Source organism: Kribbella sp. NPDC051587, assembly GCF_044453945.1.
GTDB lineage: Bacteria > Actinomycetota > Actinomycetes > Propionibacteriales > Kribbellaceae > Kribbella.
Genome location: NZ_JBITDE010000004.1, coordinates 613,555 through 634,338, shown reverse-complemented (window position 1 = coordinate 634,338; position 20,784 = coordinate 613,555). Strand labels below are relative to the sequence as shown.

24 protein-coding genes are annotated in these 20,784 nt (G+C 66.9%); 9 read left to right on the top strand and 15 right to left on the bottom strand.

Annotation, left to right across the window (positions count from 1 at the left end; all coding sequences use genetic code 11):
• Window positions 1-375: 375 nt before the first annotated feature.
• Window positions 376-1,578, bottom strand: a complete 1,203-nt coding sequence (locus ACIA49_RS18765; protein WP_396378458.1) for a GNAT family N-acetyltransferase — start codon at window positions 1,576-1,578, stop codon at window positions 376-378.
• A gap of 107 nt (window positions 1,579-1,685) precedes the next feature.
• On the opposite strand from ACIA49_RS18765, the gene ACIA49_RS18760 reads away from it, so the two are divergent.
• The 4 genes from ACIA49_RS18760 (at window position 1,686) to ACIA49_RS18745 (ending at window position 5,279) form a co-directional block, all read left to right on the top strand.
• Complete coding sequence (locus ACIA49_RS18760; protein ID WP_396378457.1) at window positions 1,686-2,414, top strand: DUF4118 domain-containing protein; 729 nt, start codon at window positions 1,686-1,688, stop codon at window positions 2,412-2,414.
• Between the two features lie 107 nt (window positions 2,415-2,521).
• Window positions 2,522-3,097: a hypothetical protein gene (locus ACIA49_RS18755; protein ID WP_396378456.1), complete on the top strand. Its 576-nt coding sequence runs from the start codon at window positions 2,522-2,524 to the stop codon at window positions 3,095-3,097.
• A gap of 122 nt (window positions 3,098-3,219) precedes the next feature.
• Entirely contained in the window at window positions 3,220-4,047 is an 828-nt protein-coding gene (locus tag ACIA49_RS18750; RefSeq protein WP_396378455.1) for a Bax inhibitor-1/YccA family protein, read from the top strand.
• A gap of 107 nt (window positions 4,048-4,154) precedes the next feature.
• A complete protein-coding gene (locus tag ACIA49_RS18745) occupies window positions 4,155-5,279 on the top strand; it encodes a VOC family protein (RefSeq protein WP_396378454.1) in 1,125 nt (374 codons plus the stop codon).
• A gap of 69 nt (window positions 5,280-5,348) precedes the next feature.
• On the opposite strand, the gene ACIA49_RS18740 is transcribed toward ACIA49_RS18745, so the two are convergent.
• The 3 genes from ACIA49_RS18740 to ACIA49_RS18730 form a co-directional block, all read right to left on the bottom strand.
• Window positions 5,349-5,579 carry a DUF4287 domain-containing protein gene (locus ACIA49_RS18740; protein WP_396378453.1) on the bottom strand — a complete coding sequence of 77 codons (231 nt, stop codon included), beginning with the start codon at window positions 5,577-5,579 and terminating at the stop codon, window positions 5,349-5,351.
• Window positions 5,580-5,717: 138 nt separating this feature from the next.
• Entirely contained in the window at window positions 5,718-6,482 is a 765-nt protein-coding gene (locus ACIA49_RS18735) for a glycoside hydrolase family 16 protein (protein WP_396378452.1), read from the bottom strand.
• An 87-nt stretch (window positions 6,483-6,569) separates the two neighbouring features.
• Entirely contained in the window at window positions 6,570-7,601 is a 1,032-nt protein-coding gene (locus ACIA49_RS18730) for an SGNH/GDSL hydrolase family protein (protein ID WP_396378450.1), read from the bottom strand.
• Window positions 7,602-7,678: 77 nt separating this feature from the next.
• On the opposite strand from ACIA49_RS18730, the gene ACIA49_RS18725 reads away from it, so the two are divergent.
• Window positions 7,679-9,052, top strand: a complete 1,374-nt coding sequence (locus ACIA49_RS18725; protein ID WP_396378449.1) for a cystathionine beta-synthase — start codon at window positions 7,679-7,681, stop codon at window positions 9,050-9,052.
• A 234-nt stretch (window positions 9,053-9,286) separates the two neighbouring features.
• On the opposite strand, the gene ACIA49_RS18720 is transcribed toward ACIA49_RS18725, so the two are convergent.
• Genes ACIA49_RS18720 through ACIA49_RS18700 form a run of 5 tightly spaced genes read right to left on the bottom strand, consistent with a single transcriptional unit; the run spans window position 9,287 to window position 14,060 of the window.
• Window positions 9,287-10,738 carry a flavin-containing monooxygenase gene (locus tag ACIA49_RS18720; RefSeq protein WP_396378447.1) on the bottom strand — a complete coding sequence of 484 codons (1,452 nt, stop codon included), beginning with the start codon at window positions 10,736-10,738 and terminating at the stop codon, window positions 9,287-9,289.
• Window positions 10,739-10,779: 41 nt separating this feature from the next.
• Window positions 10,780-12,000 (bottom strand): lactate racemase domain-containing protein, encoded by a 1,221-nt coding sequence (locus tag ACIA49_RS18715; RefSeq protein ID WP_396378446.1) that lies wholly within the window; start codon window positions 11,998-12,000, stop codon window positions 10,780-10,782.
• Window positions 11,997-12,740, bottom strand: a complete 744-nt coding sequence (locus ACIA49_RS18710; RefSeq protein WP_396378444.1) for a hypothetical protein — start codon at window positions 12,738-12,740, stop codon at window positions 11,997-11,999. Before ACIA49_RS18710 ends, ACIA49_RS18715 begins: the two co-directional genes overlap by 4 nt.
• 29 nt (window positions 12,741-12,769) lie before the next feature.
• Window positions 12,770-13,510 (bottom strand): GNAT family N-acetyltransferase, encoded by a 741-nt coding sequence (locus ACIA49_RS18705; RefSeq protein ID WP_396378442.1) that lies wholly within the window; start codon window positions 13,508-13,510, stop codon window positions 12,770-12,772.
• Window positions 13,503-14,060 carry a hypothetical protein gene (locus tag ACIA49_RS18700; protein ID WP_396378441.1) on the bottom strand — a complete coding sequence of 186 codons (558 nt, stop codon included), beginning with the start codon at window positions 14,058-14,060 and terminating at the stop codon, window positions 13,503-13,505. Before ACIA49_RS18700 ends, ACIA49_RS18705 begins: the two co-directional genes overlap by 8 nt.
• Window positions 14,061-14,107: 47 nt before the next feature.
• Here ACIA49_RS18700 and ACIA49_RS18695 point away from each other — a divergent pair, with 47 nt between their 5' ends.
• Complete coding sequence (locus ACIA49_RS18695) at window positions 14,108-14,929, top strand: AAC(3) family N-acetyltransferase (protein ID WP_396378440.1); 822 nt, start codon at window positions 14,108-14,110, stop codon at window positions 14,927-14,929.
• Here the strand turns inward: ACIA49_RS18695 and ACIA49_RS18690 are convergent.
• On the bottom strand, window positions 14,915-15,649 hold the full coding sequence (locus ACIA49_RS18690) for a DinB family protein (protein WP_396378439.1): 735 nt from the start codon (window positions 15,647-15,649) through the stop codon (window positions 14,915-14,917). The two genes, ACIA49_RS18695 and ACIA49_RS18690, sit on opposite strands and share 15 nt — an antisense overlap.
• A 30-nt stretch (window positions 15,650-15,679) precedes the next feature.
• Window positions 15,680-16,180: a GNAT family N-acetyltransferase gene (locus ACIA49_RS18685; RefSeq protein WP_396378438.1), complete on the bottom strand. Its 501-nt coding sequence runs from the start codon at window positions 16,178-16,180 to the stop codon at window positions 15,680-15,682.
• Window positions 16,181-16,274: 94 nt separating this feature from the next.
• On the opposite strand from ACIA49_RS18685, the gene ACIA49_RS18680 reads away from it, so the two are divergent.
• Window positions 16,275-16,772, top strand: a complete 498-nt coding sequence (locus tag ACIA49_RS18680; RefSeq protein ID WP_396378437.1) for a DinB family protein — start codon at window positions 16,275-16,277, stop codon at window positions 16,770-16,772.
• Here the strand turns inward: ACIA49_RS18680 and ACIA49_RS18675 are convergent.
• The 3 genes from ACIA49_RS18675 to ACIA49_RS18665 form a co-directional block, all read right to left on the bottom strand.
• Window positions 16,769-17,344 carry a chloramphenicol phosphotransferase CPT family protein gene (locus ACIA49_RS18675; RefSeq protein WP_396378436.1) on the bottom strand — a complete coding sequence of 192 codons (576 nt, stop codon included), beginning with the start codon at window positions 17,342-17,344 and terminating at the stop codon, window positions 16,769-16,771. The genes ACIA49_RS18680 and ACIA49_RS18675 overlap by 4 nt on opposite strands.
• 10 nt (window positions 17,345-17,354) lie before the next feature.
• Window positions 17,355-18,362, bottom strand: a complete 1,008-nt coding sequence (locus tag ACIA49_RS18670; RefSeq protein WP_396378435.1) for a ferritin-like protein — start codon at window positions 18,360-18,362, stop codon at window positions 17,355-17,357.
• Window positions 18,363-18,435: 73 nt separating this feature from the next.
• Entirely contained in the window at window positions 18,436-18,852 is a 417-nt protein-coding gene (locus ACIA49_RS18665) for a hypothetical protein (RefSeq protein WP_396378434.1), read from the bottom strand.
• A gap of 135 nt (window positions 18,853-18,987) precedes the next feature.
• Here ACIA49_RS18665 and ACIA49_RS18660 point away from each other — a divergent pair, with 135 nt between their 5' ends.
• Together ACIA49_RS18660 and ACIA49_RS18655 are read left to right on the top strand one after the other, a co-directional pair.
• On the top strand, window positions 18,988-19,518 hold the full coding sequence (locus ACIA49_RS18660) for a histidine phosphatase family protein (RefSeq protein WP_396378433.1): 531 nt from the start codon (window positions 18,988-18,990) through the stop codon (window positions 19,516-19,518).
• Window positions 19,519-19,583: 65 nt separating this feature from the next.
• Window positions 19,584-20,300 carry a DUF2625 family protein gene (locus ACIA49_RS18655; protein ID WP_396378432.1) on the top strand — a complete coding sequence of 239 codons (717 nt, stop codon included), beginning with the start codon at window positions 19,584-19,586 and terminating at the stop codon, window positions 20,298-20,300.
• On the opposite strand, the gene ACIA49_RS18650 is transcribed toward ACIA49_RS18655, so the two are convergent.
• Window positions 20,301-20,744 carry a hypothetical protein gene (locus tag ACIA49_RS18650; RefSeq protein ID WP_396378431.1) on the bottom strand — a complete coding sequence of 148 codons (444 nt, stop codon included), beginning with the start codon at window positions 20,742-20,744 and terminating at the stop codon, window positions 20,301-20,303.
• Window positions 20,745-20,784 lie beyond the last annotated feature (40 nt).

The following is a 20,784-nucleotide window of genomic DNA, read 5'->3' as shown; positions in this document are numbered from 1 at the left end:
CTACTTCAGGTTATCCGTTCGTGAAAACTTTCACAAACCCCCTGGGGAGTGATCTCACCCACCGGAATCCCTCGCGGGAGTGATCGTCCACAGGCCTATCGTGACCCGGTTCCCCCCGATCACCGAGCCATCCGCCGCTCCGTCATCCAACCGCAAGACTGCCTACTCGGTCCTTCCCATGAACCGCGCTATGCGTACCGACGGACTGGTGAAGGGTGTGCCGAAGCCGGGATCGGCGGACATGCTGAGCATTGCGGTGGGCGGATCGGGTGACGTACCAACAGTCCTTCTGTACGGCCTTCTCCGGCGACCCAATGACCAGCCCCAGCCGACGGCAATTTGAGGAGAGATCCCCTCAAATTGCTGGTTCTCCGTTCAAAATTCGAGGGGAGAACCGACCACCTCAGCGGAGATCCCCTCAAATTTGCGGTAGACGGAGACGTGGGAGGGGGAGTCGGCGGTGAACTCGGTGCCGGTCCAGTCGGCGTGGCGGGATTCGAGGGTGAAGCCGGCGAGTTGGGCCATCAGGTCGAGCTCGGCGGGCCAGATGTAGCGGTGGGGTGAGCGGTCGAGGTGTGCCTCGGTGCTGTCCGCGGTGAAACGGAAGTGGTACGACGTGACGTGCTGGTGCAGGACGTCGTACGTGTCGAGAAGGATGTAGTCGGGGTCGGCGATTCCTACTGTGGCGGGGGTGCCGGGTGGGAGGCGGCGGAGTTCGGGGACCCAGAGTTCGATGACGAAGCGGCCGCCGGGGGAGAGATGTCGGGCGGCATTGCGGAAGCACGCGACCTGGTCTTCCTGCGTGAGCAGGTTGGAGATCGTGTTGAAGACCAAGTAGACGAGGGAGAACTCACCCGGCACCCGAACGGCGGACATGTCGCCGACGACGACCGGAATGGTGGCCTCGCCGGCCTTGGTGCGGAGTTGCTCGATCATCGGTGGTGAGAGCTCGATACCGCTGACCCGGACGCCGCGTTCGGCCAGCGGTACGGCGACCCGTCCGGTTCCGATCGCGAATTCCAGAGCTCGTCCGGAGCCGGCGAGCTCGGCGAGCCGGGCGGTTGTCGGGTCGAGGACCTCAGCCGACCAGACGCCGACGCCCGGCGCGTCGTAGGACGCGGCCATCTCGGAGGTCCAGATGTCGTTGCGCCAGCGGAGTTTGTGTTCGCGATCGTCTTCGGCGTACTGGTGGAAGCCGAGGCGGTCGTAGAGGCGGCGGGCGTTGGCGTTGTCGTGTTCGACGCCGAGGTCGAGGGGGACGCCGCGAGCGGCCGCCTCCTCTTGCAGGGCGCGGATGATCGCCGTACCGATGCCGCGGCCTTGGACGGCTGGATCGAGTTGGATGCCGCAGAGTTCGATCGAGCCGGGGCGGCGGTCGACGCGGAGGCGGCCGATGGGGCGGCCGTCGAGTTCGATCACGCTGGTGGTGGAGGGGCCGGCCAGGTCGGCGACCATCTGCTGCCGCCAAGCGTCCAGGTGCTCCGGAGGCATCTCGCTGGACAGACGGCCGGTCGCTTCGAGGGCGACGTTCAGGAGGAAATCGATGTCGTCGAGCGTGGCCGGGCGGATGGTGTGCATAGCTCAGCACGGTAGGGCGGGCAGCGTGTGCCGGGCCAACGGATTACGGCTGATAGACGTCTGTGAGAGGGGTTGATCGCAGCGCGTCGAAGAGAGTCAATGGGATTGTGAATCGCAATCGTGTGCTCGCGCTCGCTCTGGTCGTTCCGCCGGTGGTGTGTGGTCTGCTCGCCTTGCCGCGGGACAGCTTCGACAACGCGAATGCCGCGCTCCTGCTGGCGGTCGTGATCGTCGGTGTCGCCGCGGCCGGGTGGCGGTCGGCGGGCGTGCTGGCCGCGGTGTCGAGTGCGGCGTGGTACGACTTCTTCCTAACCGTTCCGTACGACCGGTTCACGATCGACAACAGCGATGACGTCGAGACCACGATCCTGCTGGTGGTGATCGGCGTCGCGGTCAGCGAGATCGCGATCTGGGGCCGTCGGCAACAAGCTCGCGCTTCTCGCCATCGCGGTTACCTGGACGGCGTGATCACCACCTCGCAAGCGGTCTCCGAGGGTGGTTCCACGCAGGACCTGATCGACCACGTGGGCGCGGAGATCACCGTCGTACTGGGGATCGACCGGGTGCGCTTCGTTGCTGGTGGCAACCGGACGTCGGCGCCGCAGCTCAACCCCGACGGCACGGTCACCCGCGGCGGCCGCATCCTCAAGGTCGAGCGCGACGGTCTCCCCACCAACGCCGAGATCGAACTCCCGATCCAGCATGCCGGCCGCGTCCGTGGCCGCTTCCTGCTCACCGCCGCGACCCACATCGCCCGCCCCGACCTCGAACAACGCCAGGTGGCTGTCGCCCTGGCCGACCAGGTCGCCACCGCCCTGATCACCCAACCCCACTGACCGGCCTGCGGGAGCACCACGTCCTGGGTGGCCGCCGGCAAGCGTCGTACCTGCCCATACAGGTACGACGCCAAGCCGTGCTCTGGCGGTCCAGACCGCTCTGCGTCATGATCCTCACCGTGGATCTCGAAGAACGCGTCGCCGACCTGGCCGCCCGGACCGGCTTCCCGGTCCCTGCGGTCACCCCTGACCGCGCCGCCAAGCGTGCCGGGATCGCGTTCGACCCCGGGACCGGGGTCCTGCACGTACCGCCGGAGGCCGTCCAGCAGTACCCGCCGTACCTGCAGGACTTCCTGATCGCCCAGGAGTTCGTCCAAACCCGCCTCGGTGTCCACGAGAAGACGGCCAGAATGCGGACCGCCGGGAAAATCGCCGGCGTCGTACCGGTGCTGGCGGCGTTGCTGATCATGGAGTTCCTCTTCGACGGCTCCTGGGCGGTCTTCGCGATCGCCGTCGTCCCCGTGGTGATCGCGAGCGTCGCCCTGAACATATTCATCACCCACCGATGGACCCACCCTTTTCTGCGCCGTTCCGACCGCCAACTCGTGACGCTCCTGGGGCCGGACGCGGTCCGCGCCGCCCTGACCTGGCTCGACGACCACTACCAAGGCGGCAGATTCGTCACCTTCCCCCTCCCCAAGGCCCGCCTCGCCTGGCTGGCCGCGGAAGAAATCCATCGGTGACCGATTGAATTTCCCCCCGGGGATTTCAGTTGGGGAACGGGAGTTGGATTCTCAGATGTTGTTAAGGGTGGGACCGTAGTATTTCGATACGGCCCCGGATGTGGGTCATCAGGAGGAATGTCATGCAGAGCAGTAACCCGGTCCTGAACCGGTCGAGTGCGTTCGCGCCTGGCCATGGCCAGGCTTATCCGGGGGCCGCTCCGTACGGTCAGCAGCCCGGTCAGTACGGCGGACCGGGTGTGCCGCCCCAGCAGTACCAGGGTGCACCGGCCGGCAGCCGCCCCATGACGCTGGACGATGTGATCGTCAAGACGGCGATCACGCTGGGTGTCGTGGCCGTGGTCGGCGCGATCGCGTGGAACAAGGTGCCGGACAACTTGGTCCTGCCGGCCTTCCTCGGCGGTGCGCTGCTGGCCTTCGCGATCGCGATGGTGCTGTCGTTCTCGCGCAAGATCAACCCGGTGCTGGTGATGGTCTACGCGGCGTTCGAGGGTGTCTTCCTCGGGGTCGGCAGCAAGGTCATCGTCAGCTACGTCGGCGGTGACCCGGGCATTGTCGTGCAGGCGATCCTGGCCACGATGGTGACGGCGGGCCTGACGCTGGCGGCGTACAAGTACTTCGCGATCAAGGTGACACCGCGGTTCCAGAAGATGGTCATCCTCGCGACGATGGGCTTCGCCGGGGTGCTGCTGGTCAACTTCGTGCTGGGACTGTTCGGGATCACCACCGGGATCAGCGGGATGGGCCCGATGGGCCTGCTGTTTGCAGCGCTCGGCGTCGGTCTGGCGGTCTTCAACCTGATCCTCGACTTCGACATGGTGGAGCAGGGCGTTCGCGCCGGCGCCCCGCAGAACGAGGCCTGGCGCGCAGCCTTCGGCCTGACCGTCACGCTGGTCTGGCTGTACTGGAACATCCTGCGCATCCTCGCGATCCTTCGCGGCGGCGACTAGTCACCACGCACCACAGACGAATCGAAGGGTCGGCCCACCAGGGCCGGCCCTTCGGCCGTTTCCGGTACCGGACGCGGATCGTCCGGAACAAGCCCTAGGCTCATTGCATGGCTGACAACGGGTGGCGGGTCATCGGGCAGCGAACGGCGGCGTGGTTCGAGCAGCCGTCGCTGACGGCAGGGGCAGAGCTGGTACGGCGGATCGCCGCGGCTGGTCCGTTGCCCGAGGTGGATGTGCGGCCGAGCGGGGTCCGAGTCCGGGTGCCGGCGGGAGACGACACCGACTGGATCTCAGTCCTGGCAGGGGTGCCGGGTGATCCGGCGGCGCTGCAGGAGCTGCGGATCGTCTTCGACGCAATGGATGTGCCAGGCATCCGGGAATTCTGGCGCAACGGGTTCGGCTATCCAGACGGCCCACGCTTGCAGGATCCTCTGCACCGCGACCCGGACCTTCTGGTCGTGGAGCGCCAGGACGCGCGCCCGCTGCAGAACCGCTTCCATATCGATGTAGTCCGACCGGCGCAGACCGTCGACACGGTTAGGGCGGGGCGGCAGCCGGCAGGTGCCTGGGGTGTGATGCTGCCGGACAGCGAAGGCAACGAGCTGGATCTGGTCCCGGGCGACACATTCGCTGCGGAAGACTGGCAAACGTTGTTCGCAGCAATGACTTTCTACCCCACCACGTCAGTGGGGCAGGCGGTTCAGCTGGTGACAACCATTGCCCAGTTGGCTGATGCGGCCGGGATCGCGTTGATGTTGGACGTTCGGGCCGGCGGAGTGATCATCGATCACGGCAAGGATGTGTGGGAGGAAGCCGGCGAAGCGTTCGTTGAGCTGGCAACGCAGGTTCAGACGGCAGCACGCGAACTCGGGTTGACCGCCGCCCCGGACCAGATCCGCTTCGTCCAACTAGGGCTCGCGGCAGTCGACGTACCGGCGGTGAAGGCGTTCTGGACAAGGGCTCTCGGGTATGTCGGCACCGACGACACGCATGATCCGCGCCGGCTCAACCCGGGCTTCATCTTCCAGCAGATGGATGCGGGCGAGACCGAGCGTCGCGCGCAGCGCAACCGGATCCGGCTCGAACTCGACGTCGCGCACGACCAGTTGCCGGCCCGCGTCGAGCAAGCGCTACAGGCCGGTGGGAACCTCCGCGTCGAACAACCGGGTCGTTGCTCGATCACCGATCCCGAAGGCAATGAACTGGATCTGATCGCTCAGAAGTCCTTGTAAACAAAGAGAACCCGCCCCTCCACCTGTAGGGGCAGGTCCTCTCTACGGAACTCTTCTCCTGTTCGGCTGTCAGCTCATTCGCCGGTGTGCTTTGACGAGGTCGTACTCATGGACGATGGCGGTTGCGTGCCCATGCGCGAGCTCGTACTCGCTGGAGAGCCACCGCACTCGGTCGTCGAAGCGCAGGAACGACGGTCCGTCGTTCATCAGCTGGAACCACTCGGTCAAACCGCGTCCGGTGCATCTGGGCACCTTCTCCACCAAACGCTGGTGCGTTTCTTCGGAGTGGTTCAAGCCCATCGTCGCCTCCCGTTGATCGGGGTATCGCGTTGCTATCGACTGTGCACCACGAAGACGCCTACAGGCAAGGCCTTCTTCATGTCTGTCCCATTTCAGGACGGGCGCCGTTGGACGACAGTGCTCGTTGGCAGACAGGCCTCAGTACTTGGTGTAGCGGGCCGAGTCGTAGGTCGCAGTCAGTTGCCCGGTGTAGTTGAACGGGCCGAGCCAGCCGTCGACGCCGATCCCGGGCCACAGGTTCAGCATCATCCGCATCGGATGGGTCGGCAGCGCGCCGCGGGATCCGTTCTCCTGATGGACGAGCCGGCCGTCCACGAACCAGTTGATCGTGCCCTGGTTCCACCACTCGATCGCATAGTCGTGGTAGCCGGCCGAGGCATCGAAGCCCAGGTTGATGATCGTCTCGTGGCCGCCGACGCCGTTGGTGAAGTAGTTCGTCTGCAGCTGGGTGGTGTTCTTGCCGAGGATCTCGACGTCGATCTCGTCCCACGGCTGGTTGTCGCTCGAGCCCGTGTAGGTGAAGAACGAGGTCACCGTGCCGGAGGCCTTGACCGCCTTCAGCCGGGTCTCGAACCGCCCGTACGAGAAGAGGTCGTTGGTCCGGTATTCGCCGGAGGCGTAGGGCTTGCCCGAACATCCGCCCGGGCAGGAGGCGGTGTCCAGGTTGAGGCCCATCACCCCGCCGTTGAACCAGACGTGGTCGGCACGCCAGCCGACGTTGAACATGCTGCCGTTGCTCCAGCCGTCGGCCTTGTGCCAGCGGCCGGTGTCGAACCCGTCGAAGTTGTCGACGAAGCTGCCACCGATCGCGGTGGTGGCAGCCTGGCCGGCTGTTGGTGTCAGTGCAGCACCGAGAAGACCCAGTACGGCGAGAGCGAGCAGGGCGGGGCGGAACCTGGTCATGACGACCTCCGGAACTCATGGGGCGGGAGGTCGAGCGTGTGACTGGAAGCGCTCCCAGTCAACGCCCTGCCGGTTCCGGAACTTTGTTCAGCTGTTGATCAAAGACTCGGATTCGGCTTCGGTCTCCGGCTCGACTCGGTCGACCTCGGCCTTCGGGTGCCGACGGCGGTGCCGCAGCTCGGCCCAGCGACCCCGCGGCCCGCGCGCACGCCCGGCCACCTCGGTCGCCACCACCTCGGTGCCCGCCGTCCGAGCAGCCTGTACGGCGGCGTCCGCGATCGGGAGGATCTTCTCGCCCCGGAACGACTCCGGGTAGACGAACGACTCCGCGCCGACGCCCATCGCGGCCGCCACGGAGGGCAGCAGCGCGGCCGAGGCAGCGGCGTACCCGATGGCGGACGGGTGGAAGTTGTCCCGGCCCCACATCAACGGGTCGGCCTTGAAGGCCGGTCCGAGCAGCGAGCCCAGCGACACCGTCCGGCCGCCGGCCTCGACCACGGCGATGGTCTGCGCGGCCGCGAGCCGGTGGCTCCACGCCCGGGCGAACTGTCGCAGTGGCGGCATCATCGTCGGCACCACGCCGAGGTCCGGACACGTGCCGACGACAACCTCACAGTTCGCCGCGCGCAATCGCCGTACCGCGGCGGAAAGCAGTCTGACCGAGACCGACGGCGACATCTGTGCCTTCACATCGTTCGCACCGATCAGGATGACCGCGACGTGCGGCCCGGCCTGGAGGGCGGCATCGACCTGCTGGGCCAGATCGGACGACTTGGCACCGGTCTTGGAGACGTCGACCAGCCGGACCGGTCGCCCGGCCAGGTCGGTGAGCCCGGAGGCGAGCATCACGCCGGGAGTCTCGTCCGGGCTGTCGGTGCCGTAGCCGGCCGCGCTGGAGTCGCCGAGCATGGCGAACGTGATCGGGTGACCTGGGTATCTGCCGTACAGGCCGCTGCCCGGAGTCGGGTAGTACCGCATCGGGCCGATCACACGCTTGGCATACTCGGCCTCTGCGGTCAGTACGCCGTATAGCGTGGCCCCGATGAGTCCGAGCCCCCCGCCCCCGAAGGCTGCGGCCTGGGCCAATCTCTTCGCGGCCCTGGCTTTGCCTTTACTCATGAGTACAAGGATTACACGCTGTCACGTCCACGCAAGCGAAATAGGGGAAACGACACGTGGATCGCTAGTCTGAAGCCGTGCGCTACGCAGAATCTCTCCTGGACCTGGTCGGCAACACCCCGCTGGTCAGACTGACCAAGACCACGGACGGGGCGAAACCACTCGTCCTGGCCAAGGTCGAGTACTTCAACCCCGGTGGCTCGGTGAAGGACCGGATCGCGGTCCGGATGATCGAGGCCGCGGAGGCCTCCGGCGAGCTGAAGCCGGGCGGCACGATCGTCGAGCCAACCTCCGGCAACACCGGGGTCGGTCTGGCGATGGTGGCCCAGCAGAAGGGCTACAAGTGCGTCTTCGTCTGCCCGGACAAGGTCAGCGAGGACAAGCGGAACGTGCTCAAGGCGTACGGCGCCGAGGTCGTGGTGTGCCCGACCGCGGTCGCCCCGGAGCACCCGGACTCGTACTACAACGTCTCCGACCGCCTGGTCCGCGAGATCGAGGGCGCCTGGAAGCCGAACCAGTACGCCAACGAGAACAACCCGCGCTCGCACTACGAGACCACCGGTCCTGAGCTGTGGGAGCAGACCGACGGCAAGATCACCCACTTCGTGGCGGGCGTCGGCACCGGCGGCACGATCAGCGGCACCGGCAAGTACCTCAAGGAGGTCTCGGGCGGCAAGGTGCAGATCATCGGCGCCGACCCCGAGGGCTCGGTCTACTCCGGTGGCTCCGGCCGGCCGTACCTGGTCGAGGGCGTCGGTGAGGACTTCTGGCCGGAGACCTACGACCGCGACATCTGCGACCGGATCATCGAGGTCTCGGACGCGGACTCGTTCGCGCTCACCCGTCGGCTCGCCCGCGAAGAGGCGATGCTCGTCGGCGGCTCAGCCGGGATGGCGGCCGCGGCGGCGATCCGGCTCGCGCAGGAGATCAACGATCCGGATGCGGTGATCGTCGTACTGCTGCCGGACGGTGGCCGTGGCTACCTGACGAAGGTCTTCAACGACGACTGGCTCGCGCAGTACGGCTTCCTCGCGCACGCCCGGCAGGGCACCACGCTCGGTGACGTGCTGGCCGGCAAGGACGGCAGCCTGCCGCCGCTGGTGCACACCCACCCGCACGAGACGATCGCCGAGGCGGTCGCGATCCTGCGCGAGTACGGCGTCTCCCAGATGCCCGTGGTCCGCGCGGAGCCGCCGGTGATGGCGGCCGAGGTGGCCGGCGCGGTGTCGGAGCGGACGCTGATGGACGCGTTGTACTCCGGCAAGGCGCGGCTGGCCGACATGGTCGAGCAGCACATGGACACGGCGTTGCCGTCCCTGGGTGCCGGCGAGGCCGTCAGCAAGGCGGTCGAGCTGCTCGAGGGTCGGGACGCCCTGATGGTGCTGGACGACGGCAAGCCGGTGGGCGTACTGACCCGGCAGGACCTGCTGGTCCATCTGTCCGCCGACTGACTCTCGTGTTGGGGGAGAGAATTAACGGTCTACGACCGAAGGCACGATGGCGAGCAGGGCCATCACGATGATGCCGATGACGATGGCTGCTGCTCCCGCGATCTGAAGGATTTCCATATCTCAAGGTTCCTTCAGATCGCCCTTTCGGACATCGGTCCCTAGACCGGTATTCGCTTCATCCCAAGGTCGTACACCGGACCCTGAACACTCATCCTTCAGGAGTCCGGGGGACCCCTACTTGACCAGTACGAAGTCCGAAGGATCCAGCCTCCGGGTACGGCGCCAGTAGGAGACCGTGAACTCGGGCCAGATCGCCGAGTTCCGGCCGGCCGCGTCCAGGTACCAGCTGGTGCACCCGGCCGACCAGACGGTGTCGCCGAGCTCACCCTGGACATCGGCGACGAAGCGCTGCTGCGCCTCGTCGCGGACCTCGACGTACGTCGCCCGCCGGCTCCGCAGCAGGTCCAGCGCCTGCATCACGTAGCGGACCTGGGCCTCGATCATGAAGATCATCGAGGAGTGGCCGAGCAGCGTGTTCGGTCCGGCCAGCAGGAACAGGTTCGGGTAGCCGGCGACCGTGATCCCGAGGTGGGCGCCGATCCCGTCGCGTTTCCAGTGCTCGGCCAGATCGACGCCGTCCTTGCCGAGGATCGGCATCCGGGTCAGGTTCGCCGACACCGCGAAGCCGGTGCCGAGCACGATCGTGTCGGCGGGCCGCTCGATCCCGTCGGCGGTGACGACCGCGGTCGGGGTGACCCGGGTGATCGGGGTGGTGACGAGGTCGACGTTCGGTCGGCCGAAGGTCGGGTAGTAGTCGTTGGAGATCAGCACCCGCTTGCAGCCGATCTGGTAGTCCGGGGTCAGCCTCGCGCGCAGGTCGGCGTCCGGGACCTGCTTGCGTAGATGCCGTTTCGCCTGCAGTTCAAGGCCTTTCATCAACTTCGGGTTGCCCGCGAAGCCGAGGCCGCGGCCCTCGAGACCCCAGTAGATGACGTTGCGGATCGCTCGCTGACCGGCCGGGAAGCGCTCGTGCAGCCGTCGTTCCAGGCCGCCGATCGCGCGGTCCGGCTTCGGCGTGACCCATGGCGCGGTCCGCTGGTAGACGTCCAGTTGCGCGACCTGTTCGGCGACCTGCGGTACGAACTGGATCGCCGATGCCCCGGTCCCGATCACGGCGACCCGGCGGCCGGTCAGGTCGTGAGTGTGATCCCATTGCGCGGAATGGAACGTCGTACCGGCGAAGGAGTCCAGCCCGGGGAGGTCCGGTCGCTTGGGTTCGTGCAGGCTGCCGACACCGGCCACCAGCGCCTGCGTCTCGACCGTCTCGTCGCCGTTGACCGTGACCGTCCACTGCCCGGTCGACTCGTCGAACGCCGCTTCGGTGACCTCGGCGCCGTACCGGATGTGATCGGTCAGGCCGTACTTGTCGGCACAGCGCTCCAGGTAGTCGAGGATCTCGTCCCAGCCGGCGAACATCCGCGTCCAGTGCGGGTTCTGCTCGAACGAGAACGAGTACAGGTACGACGGGATGTCGCACGCGCACCCGGGATAGGTGTTGTCCCGCCAGGTGCCGCCGAGGCGGTCGGCCTTCTCCAGGATGACGAAGTCCTCGCACCCGGCCTGCTTCAGCTTGATCCCCATGCACAAACCGGCGAACCCGGACCCGATGATCACGACCTCTGTCATACGGCCTGAGGTTACCGGTGAGTCATTCCGGTGGGAACCGTCTATTTGAGGCGGTGCAGGACCTCGCCGGCGTTCGGTACGACGAGGGTGTCCGGGTCGGCCTCGTACTGCGCCAGATCGACGGCCGCCGGGTCAAGGTAGTTCAGGTTCGCTCCCCGTACGACGTCCTCCGGAATGCCGGTCGCGAGGGTGACCTGGACGCGGAGGTCTTCACCGGTGACCGGGTCCCAGGTGCCCGCGCCGCGGAGGTGGGTCGAGTGGGCCAGGACACCCCAGTGGACGTCGCGGAACTTCTCCCACTGGCCGAGGAAGTAGTCGCGGCAGTGGTACCCGATCTCCTCGATCTCGGGATGCATCGCGGCGATCCGGGTGACGTGGGGCGCGTACAGGATGACCTCGCCGCCGTTGGCGACCACGGGCTCGAGCTTGTAGAACCCCTTGGCCGCGGTCCAGATGTCGGCGTACTTCTCGGGCATCACCGAGACAACCCGCCGTACCGGCTTGTCGAGGTAGGTGACGTGGGTCTGCGCGGAGACCTGAGCCGCCTCCTGCCAGGCCTCGACGGTGTCGCCGAAGGCGATGGCGTGCAGCGCATCCGTGCCGGACTGGGCGACGACCGCGAGGGCGAGCTTCTCGGCCGGGATCAGCGCGGCGGCCTCGTTGATCAGCGCGCGCACCGGGGTCACGCCGAGTGTGCCGATGATGCTGGCGCTGGTGATGAGCGCGCCGAGCCAATGCGAGACGTCGATGACCTCCTGGCCGGCGACACCGGGGAAGAAGTACTTGTTGCCGCCGGAGAAACCGACGACCTCATGTGGGAAGACCGGGCCGACGACCAGGGCCACGTCGTGCTCGACGACGGCTCGGTTGAGCCGCACCGGGACCTCGTCGTTGAGCATTCCGTTGGAGATCTCGCGGACCCGCTCGGCGCTGATCGTGCCGAGGTCGACGAAGGTTTCCGGCTTCCACCACTCGTGGTTCAGCACCCCGTCGTACTCGTCGCCGAGGTGTTTGCGGAGCTCCTCCGGCGTCATCTCGGCATGGGTGCCGAGGGCAATCAAGATCGTGAGCTTGCTGACTTTGCCGTGCAGCGCATCGTGCACTGCGCGGATCAGCAGGGGGAGCGGGCAGCTCCGCGTCGCGTCCGGCACGATCACACAGACGCTGCGGCCGGCCAGGTTCGCACCGTCCAGCGCGGTACCGATGAACGTCGTGACCTCGTCCTCACTGAGGACCTGACCTGCTCCACCGATGATGCTCACAGCTCAGACTTTACGGGGACGGCTGCTTTGGTCCACTGCTGGTGGACGATGACGGCGTACGTGAGGGCGGCGAGTGGGGCGGCCCAAAGGCGGAAGAACGGGAGTTGGCCGCTGAGGCCGGTGGCCGCGACGACCACACCGAGGACGATCGCGCCGGTCGCAGCGCCGCGGCGGCGGCTGGCGAGCGCGGTGCTGGGGAGTGGACCGGTATGGCGGTCCAGGACCGTGGCGAGCGCCGCGAGGCTCGCGAGTGCGGTGATCGCGAACAGGATCCCGCCGACGAGTTCGCCGAAGATGATGGCTGCGACGTTGAGACCGGTCAGGACTGCGACAACCACGAGTACGTCGAGAGCGCCGTACAGGAGGTGATTGCGCCGCCTCCGGTTGAGGTCGACCCCATCGGCCGATCTCGTCGGGCCCGGGTCGCCCTTCAGCCCTTGGAGCGTCAGGACGATGCCGGCGACGATGACCGCCAGGATGAGGAGCCCAATGATCGAGAGCACCACCGACTGCGTGGTCGACAGGTAGTCCCGAACGTCGCCGCCACCGAAGTCACAGGTCGCCGACGGCGGAAACCACCCGGTGTGAACCGTCGCGTCCGGGTTGACCAGCGGCCCGAGCTTCTCGAAACACGACTTGCTCGGATCCCACCAACTCGGCATCGACGCCGACACCACCACCGCCCAAACCAACCCCAACCCAAGCCCAGCCGCCAGTCCCCACCGCTTCAACGCCTCCACGAACCAATCCTCTCATCTGCCGGGTCGGGTCAGAGCTGGTAGCAGCGTTTGGTGCCGTAGGCAACGAATCCGATTCGTTGCAGGGTGGGGGCGCTGGTGGCGGTGCGGGCGCTGACGAGGGCCAGGTTGGCGCCGGCGGTGAGTGCGGCTTCGCAGCGGGCGGCGATCAGGGCTCGGTAGGCGCCTCGGCCGCGCGCCTTCTCGAGGACCGCGGCACCCCAGAGGCCGACGACATCACCGAGCAAGGTGTATCCGGCGGCGCCGACGATCTCGCCGTCGATCTCCGCCACGAATCGGAGCGGCGATCGCTCGCCTCGCGCTGCCGCGGCGATCTCGTGGTCGAGTTCGTTCCGGCTCGGCGGCGGCCAGCCGAAGACCTCGGAATCCACTTGTGCGGCGCTCTCGATGCTGGCGGCATCCAGCGCCGGCCGCACCACGACGTCATCCGGTACGTCGAGCCGTCCGCTGAGGCCGCCTGGCAGTTCATGTGCCAGCACCTCGACGACCTCGACCTCGCGAAATCCCTTGCCCTGCAAGACTTCCCCGGTATTCGCCGGCCGGGTCCGATCGTCCACCCACCACCGCACCGGCTGGCCCAGCTCGCGCACTTCTGCGATTACCTCGTCGAGGGGGCGGTCGGTGGACGACCACTGCACGGTCGGCCCACGACCGCCGTACACGATCGCCCGGTAGTCGTCGGTGACCACGTCCCGCGCATCCGGCGGTACCCACGACCACTCCGCCGCCGCCTTCAGTACCCGCTCACGCATTGGTGTCTCCATTCAGTACGGCGTACCTCACCAACTCCACGTATCGAGTCGCCGGGAGATCCGCCAAGGCCTTCACGAGGTCCTGGCGCTCGACAGGCTCGAGGTAGCCCAACCGTCCGACGTACGTCGCGGCGCAGGCGTTCAGCTGCGGTAGGTCCTGCCGCCGGGAGTCGAGATTCACGGCTGACACCGCCGCCACCAACCCCAGCCGCGTCGCCCCGCCCGGCCACCTCGCGTGGAACAGCGCCTGGTCTGCCCGTCCAGGGCGGCGTTGCCCGTTCCGCTTCTCGGCGGTCCGCCGGGCCGCGAACTCCCGCATCTCGGTCAACCAGACCGCCCGGCTGGCCTGGATGATCATCACCGCCCGCGCGAACGCCGCCTCGTCGTACCGGAAGTCGCCGTCCGGTCGCGCCTCGGCGGTCACGTAGGCCCAGGTCGCGGTGAAACCCAGCGGGCAGTAGTCGCACACAGCCTGCCGCAGTGACAGGTACCGCAGCCCCATCGGCAGTGTGCCGTCGAGCGCCTTCCGGATCTGCACGCCGTACCCCATCCGGAAATCCTAAGGCGGGTTCGGGTTTGAGCTGACATGCTTTTGCGATGGTTACTCGCAGCGAGATCACCGACGGCCTGCGACGGTTGGGGCTGGACCGGTCGTCCGACGTCCTCGTGCACTCGTCGCTCAGTTCCTTCGGGTACGTCGATGGTGGGGCGGAGGCGGTCTGTCAGGCGCTCGTGGAGACCTGCGGCACGGTGCTGATGCCCGGGTGGACGTTCGACCTCACCGCCGTGGAGGTGCCGCCGGGATTGGAGCGACCGCACAACGCGTATCCGCCGGCCAAGGATTGGGCCACCTTCGACGCGAGCGTCGCGGGCGCGACGGCGTACCGGGATGATCTGCCGGTCGATCGATGGCTGGGGCGCATCCCCGACGTACTGCGGACGTCGTTCGCGCCGCTGCTGAGCTCGCATCCGTTGATGAGGTGGCTCGCGGTGGGGGAGCGAGCGGCGGAGGTGCTGGCGGGCCAGCGCATGGACTGGCCGCTCGGCCCGATCGAGGCGCTTGGCGGTGACGTGCTGCAGTTGGGAGTCGGGCACACGTCGAACACCACGATTCACCTGGCTGAGCAGTACCTGGGGCGGTCGCGGTTCTACCGGTACGCGAAGATCGGCGACGGGTCGTGGGCGGAGCTCCCGAACATCTCCGGTTCGAGTACGCACTTCGATCTGATCGAGCCACTGTTGCGTCCGGCAACCACCGAGGTGATGATCGGCGACTGCCGCGCCCGCCGGATCCCCATCGCCGCCATCCTCGAAGCGACGCGGCAGATGGTTCTCGACGATCCCGCCGCGATGCTGTGCACCGACGATCACGACACCCGCTGCCCCGCCGCCATTCAGCAGCGACTACAGCAGCTTTAGGTCCCGTTCGGCGTACAGGCGGTGCTGCCACTCCTCGTTGAGGAGGATCTCGAGGCACATCTTGACGTCGTACGCATCCGCCGGCGGCCAACTCGGGCCCTCGACGGGGGTGGTCTGTGAGTTGAGTTCCGCGTCGGTCAACTGGTCGACGTACCGGCGGACGCGGGCCATCCGATCGTGCCGCAATGTCAGCACCTCGTCGAGACTCGGCTGTACGTCGAGATCCCATGGCAGTCGCGGGTCCGGCGTTGCGCCGTCGTACGGGAGGCTCAACGGATGCCACGGCTCAGGCTCGCCTTGGATCACCCGGCAGACCCACACCTCGGTCGCATACACAAGATGCCTGAGCGTCTGGATGAACGACCACTCGCCGTCCACCCGCACATGCAGCCTCTCCTCCGGCAACTGCCGAGCCCGCTCCACCGTCCCGGCCCACAACTGCTCGACAACATCCCACCCCTCCCGAACCCCGTCAGCATCAGTAGGCCGCATCTTCACCCGCTCGGGATCCCGCCGATCCAACTCAGCCTCGATCAACGGCCAAACCTCCACCCCGTTGATCACCAACCCCTCGACATCCCCGTCGATCTGGGCCTGGTTGAACTCCACCCCCCGCATCACCGCCCCGATGAACCCCACCCGCTCAAACCGAGCCCCCCGAAAGTCCACCTCCCGCACCAAACCCCCACGCAGATCCCGGTTCATCAAGTTCTCACTCATGGGGTCACGCTAAACCGCGTTCCGGACGATCTACGTCCGCTTCAGGGACTTGGTGAACATGAGGGTTAGGGAGTCGTCGTTGCGGACTGTTTCCATGGGGTCGACCTGGCGGCCGTCGTAGATGAGGCCTCGGCCGTCGGGGAGGTAGCCGCGGCGGACGTAGAGGCGTTGGGCGTTGCCGTAGTCGGGGTAGAGGCCGACGCCGATGCCTACGGTGGGGGAGCGGGTGGCGACGAGGGATTCGGCGGCGTCCATGAGCGCCGTACCGATGCCTTGGCGGCGGAGGTTGGGGAGGACGTTGAAGTCCTGGATCTCGGGGATGCCGTTGAAGGGCTGGTACGGCGACTCCCAGCGGATCGTGACGTAACCGGCGTACTGGCTGTCGACCCAGGAGACGAGGATGTCGCGGGTGCCGGCGGTCTGCTCCTCGAGGTAGCGCTCATATTGCTCGACCGGCTTGGGCCAGCCGAGTTCGGCGAAGGCGGCGGCGATCACGGGCGGGTCCTGGGGCTGCAGCGCGCGGATCTCCATGGGGCGCAGACTAGGTCCCGGCCTGCCGGAAGTCTTCTGAATTCCTCTGGGGTAGCGGACATCATCTGGCCGCTACTGCTCTTAGAGTCGAAGCATGACGACGAACGAGCGGGACGACATCATCGGCCTCCTGGGCGACCGCCGGGGCTTCCTGCGGTACACCGCGCAGGGGTTGACTGACGAGCAGGCGAGCACGCGGAGCACGATCAGTGAGCTGACGGTCGGTGGGCTGATCAAGCACGTGACCGCGGTGGAGAAGAACTGGCAGGAGTTCGCGCAGGGCAAGGACACGACGAAGGAGTACACCCCGGAGGTGATGGCCGAGTGGGCCGACAACTTCCGGCTGGTCGACGGGGAGACGCTGGCCGACGTACTGGCGGCGTACGAGAAGGTCGCGGCTGCCACCGACGACCTGGTGCGTACCCTCGACCTGGACGCGAGCTACGAGCTTCCGGCCGCGCCGTGGCAGCCGCCGGGCGTCTTCTGGACGGTACGGCGGGTCTTCCTGCACATCACCGCGGAGACCGCGCAGCACGCCGGCCACGCGGACATCATCCGTGAGGCGATCGACGGTCAGAAGTCGATGGGCTAACGCCGCCGCAACCGGTCGAAGGCCGTCGGGGGCCCGGCGGCCAAGCGGTCTCGGATGAGCAGCGCGCACTCGCGTGGGGAATTCCGCTCGGTGTCGACCTCGACGTCGTACAGGCCGTGGGCGTGGACGACCGGGAACTGCATGGCGGCCTGGCCGATCCTGCGGTTCCCGCGGGCGGTCTCGCGGCGTTCGAGCTCGGGCAGGGAACAGCGAACGCCGACGAACAGCACTGGGATGCTGGTGAAAACCTCGAGGGCGTCGGCCAGCCGCCACCGCTCACCGAGAACGTAGTCGGCGACCACATTGTTGCCGCCCGCCGCCATGCCGGCCACGGCGCGATGAAAGCCGAGGACGGTCCGCTGCAGGACCGGGAGGTAGGCCTCGTCGGTCCAGTCGCGGCGCGGCAGCATCTGGCGGAAGGCGTCGATCTTCACGTGGTACCAGACGTCTTCCAGTACGTCGAGCAGTTCCGTCGCGATACTCGACTTGCCGGCGGACGACGTACCGTTGAGCACGATCACCCGGCCCGGGCGGTTGACGATTGCCTCGGGCATCAATTCGTGGGTGATCATGCGGTCGATTCTAGGTGCGATCCTCCGGCGCGATGTAGGTGAAGGTGGGGCCGGGGATGGTCCCATCGGCCTCCTTCATCGCCAGGAGCTGGAGCGTCGCGGCCTTGAGTCCGAACATGGTGCGGGTCGCGTCGCGGATGAGCGTGGGCTCCCCGTTGAACGCCTGCTCCAGGAGATAGAGCACCGTGCAATAGACGTTGGCGAAAGCCTTCTGGGCTTGGCGAATCTCCGGGTCCTTGGACGGCTGCGGGTTCGCCTGCATCGGGATCACGCCGGCGAGATCGACCGTCACCGGATCACCGGTCGGACCGGACTGCAGGGTGTCGCCGCGCTGGTAGCGGCGGCCGAGCTTGAGCTCCTCGAAGCGGTAGTAGTGCGCGACCTCATCGCGGTCCGGGTGGAAGAAGTCGCCATCGCCGTCCCACACCCCGCCGCGCGCCGTACCCTCGCCCTGCTCGACGATCTCTTCCAGCGCGGCCAACGCGGACTTGAGATCCGTGACCTCGCTCAACGTCCCATCGGTGTGGTGGAACGGCCCAGCCGTCACCTGTCGCGCCGGATCGCCGGTGAACACCTTGTCCTCACCGAGCGTCTCGCACAGATGCTTGAGGCCTGCCTCGATCGCGTCGTAGAACTGACCGATCGTCTCGTACTGATCGCCCGCTATCGGCGACTCCGGAGCCTCCGGCAGTTCGAGGCGCAGAAACATCTCAAGCGCCTCGGGCCCGAACGGCAACAACTCCAACCTGATGTCGCTGTGCGGCAACTGGCACGGATACCCCGGCAACAGGGTCGGGGTATCCAGCCGCGGTTCACCGCCCACCGCATTCAGCAGGTTCGCGGCCAGTGAGAGGTGAATCATCTCCTCCACGAACACACTGCTGACCACCTCGACCGCATCCGCGTTCACCGCGGGATCCAGCGAGTACAAAGCACACAGGTACGGCGGGAGCGTCGCGTGCTCCAGCTCCACCGCCCACTGCAAGTGTTCCCGCAACCCCGCCACCGTGTCGATCATCCGCTCCTCGCTCTGTCCGCCCGACGTACAAAAGGTCAGACAGAACACACCGAGCAGTTGTGACAGTTGTCGGTCAGCTGATCGTCGTCCAGATCTTCGTGCTCGACTGACTGCCGACGAACGGCTTGTTGGCCGCCCAGAGCAGACCCTCGGAGTTCTCCGGTACGTCGAAGTTGCACATCACCCAACCGCCGTCAGCGCCGCGGGTGTTGAAGCACTCGCGGTGCCAGCTCATCGACGTCTCGGTATCCGAAATCGTGCCGGCGGCCGAATCACCGTTCGCCTTGGTGTCCTTCACCCACACCTTGTCCCCATACGCCTGGAAGCACGCCTTCGCACCCGTGGTCGAAACACACCAGACCCCAATAGCCCCCTCCGGCGGAGCCCCGCTCGGCGTCCCATCCGTGGCCGACGCCACACCCGTCGTACCGACCCCAATCAACACCACCGCCGCCGGAACCCCAACCAGCGAACGCATCAACCTACCCACAACAACTCCTCACTTCGGCAAAGCAAGATTCAATCACGTGCCCTAGGCAACGGACCCCCACGGGTTCACAACCCAACCGGAAGGTCTCGATCCCAGCCACCGAACCGGCGGCCGCTGGCGGGCGTCCATCTCTGCATGACCCGACACCTCTACTTGGTCCGGCACGGCGAGGCGCTGCCCGACGAGAGCGGCCTGACCGAGCGCGGCCGTCACCAGGCGACGCAACTCGGCCAACGCCTGCAGGACGTTGTGTTCAACACAATTCATCACAGCCCGCTCCCGCGAGCCGCCCAAACTGCCCACCTCATCAGCGAGCAACTGCACCACCCAGCCCCGCTGAAACCCTCCGAAGTGGCCGGCGACTACATCCCCTACGTCCCGCACCCGGATGAGCTCCCACCAGATTCAGCCGCCCACTACCTCGACTTCCTCGCCCAGGCCACCCCCGAAGAACTCACCACCGGCCCCCGCCTGGCCCAAGAAGCCCTAACCCACTTCACCGGCCCGACCGACCTCCTGGTCACCCACAACTTCCTCATCGCCTGGCTCATCCGCGACGCCCTGGACGCCCCACCCTGGCGCTGGCTCACCATCAACCACGCCAACGCAGCCCTCACCGTCCTCACCTACACCCCAACCCGCCCCACCACAGTCGAGCATCGTTAGCCGGTTGCGTTGCGGAGGCCGTGAGTGGCACCCGGCCTGGGCCGTTGGTGTGGCAGTCTTTGGGGATGGCTGATGCGCGGTCGGTGTCCGAGTTGGTCGAGGTTGCTGAGCCTGCCTGGCCGGGGTTGGCGGAGTTGATCGCAGGGGCGGCATTGCCGGTGACCGTGTTGCCGGTCTCGGCGGAGCAAGGACGAGAGGTTCTATACCGGCTGCAGGTGACGGCTCGGTCGCCCTTGGGTGCGTTGGCGCTGAACTGTGGTGGCTTGCTCATCGATCACGGTTGGCTGCGCGTGCTCGGCGGTGGTGGGAACGGGCTGCCCGATCTCGCGACCGCGAACAGCCTCAACGATCCCGAGGACGTGCAGACGCCGCCACAGTTCCTGGTTGTCGCGTACGACGTACTCGGCGGGCGGTTCGCTGTCGACGGTGGCGGACTCGGAGTCCGTCCCGGTGAGGTTTGCTACTGGGGTCCGGACACCATGGAGTGGACCGGTATCGGCGTAGGTCACGGGGACTTCGTGGCCTGGACGTTGACCGACGGGCCGACCGGCTTCTACCGCGACCTCCGCTGGCCGACCTGGGCCGACGAGGTCTCGCAGCTCCTGCCATCCGACGGCATCACGGTTTATCCGCCTTTGTTCAGCACCGAGTCTCGCCCCATCGAGAACACCTCACGCCGCCCTGTCCCGTTCAGCCAACTGCTTCAAAGCCACCAGGACATGGCGGCTCAACTAGCTGACCTACCCGACGGCGCATCCGTTGTTTTCAAGGTGAAGGACTGATCACTCGGGGTCTTGGAGGATGAGGTTGTCGCCGTCGTACCAGCCGACGGTGTCGACCTGGGTCAGCACGCCGGGGGAGCGCTCGAGGAAGCTGATGACCTGGTTGGCGGCCGCCACCGACTCGTCGTACCGGGACATGACGATCTGCATGCCGACCATGGCCGAAGCACTCGCTAGGTGGTCGGTCACCTGTTGGCGGGCAGTGGCGGTTCCTTCGACGTCCTCGAGGAACTCGACCAGCTCGTCGAGTTCCTCGCGAGCCCGGTCGTCAACGGTGAGGTCGGCTACCAGTACGGCGTCTCCGCGCGCGTCGTGCACCTCGAAGTCGGCCCAGCCTGGTCCGCTCACCACGAACCCCTCGTCCTGCGCCGCGACGAACGCCACCAGCTCAGCAAACTCGTGCCCGGGCCAACTGGTGATGACCGCCCGCATGTACACACCCATCCGCGCATGCTGCCACAGGCACGACGCCAAACCCTCTTGC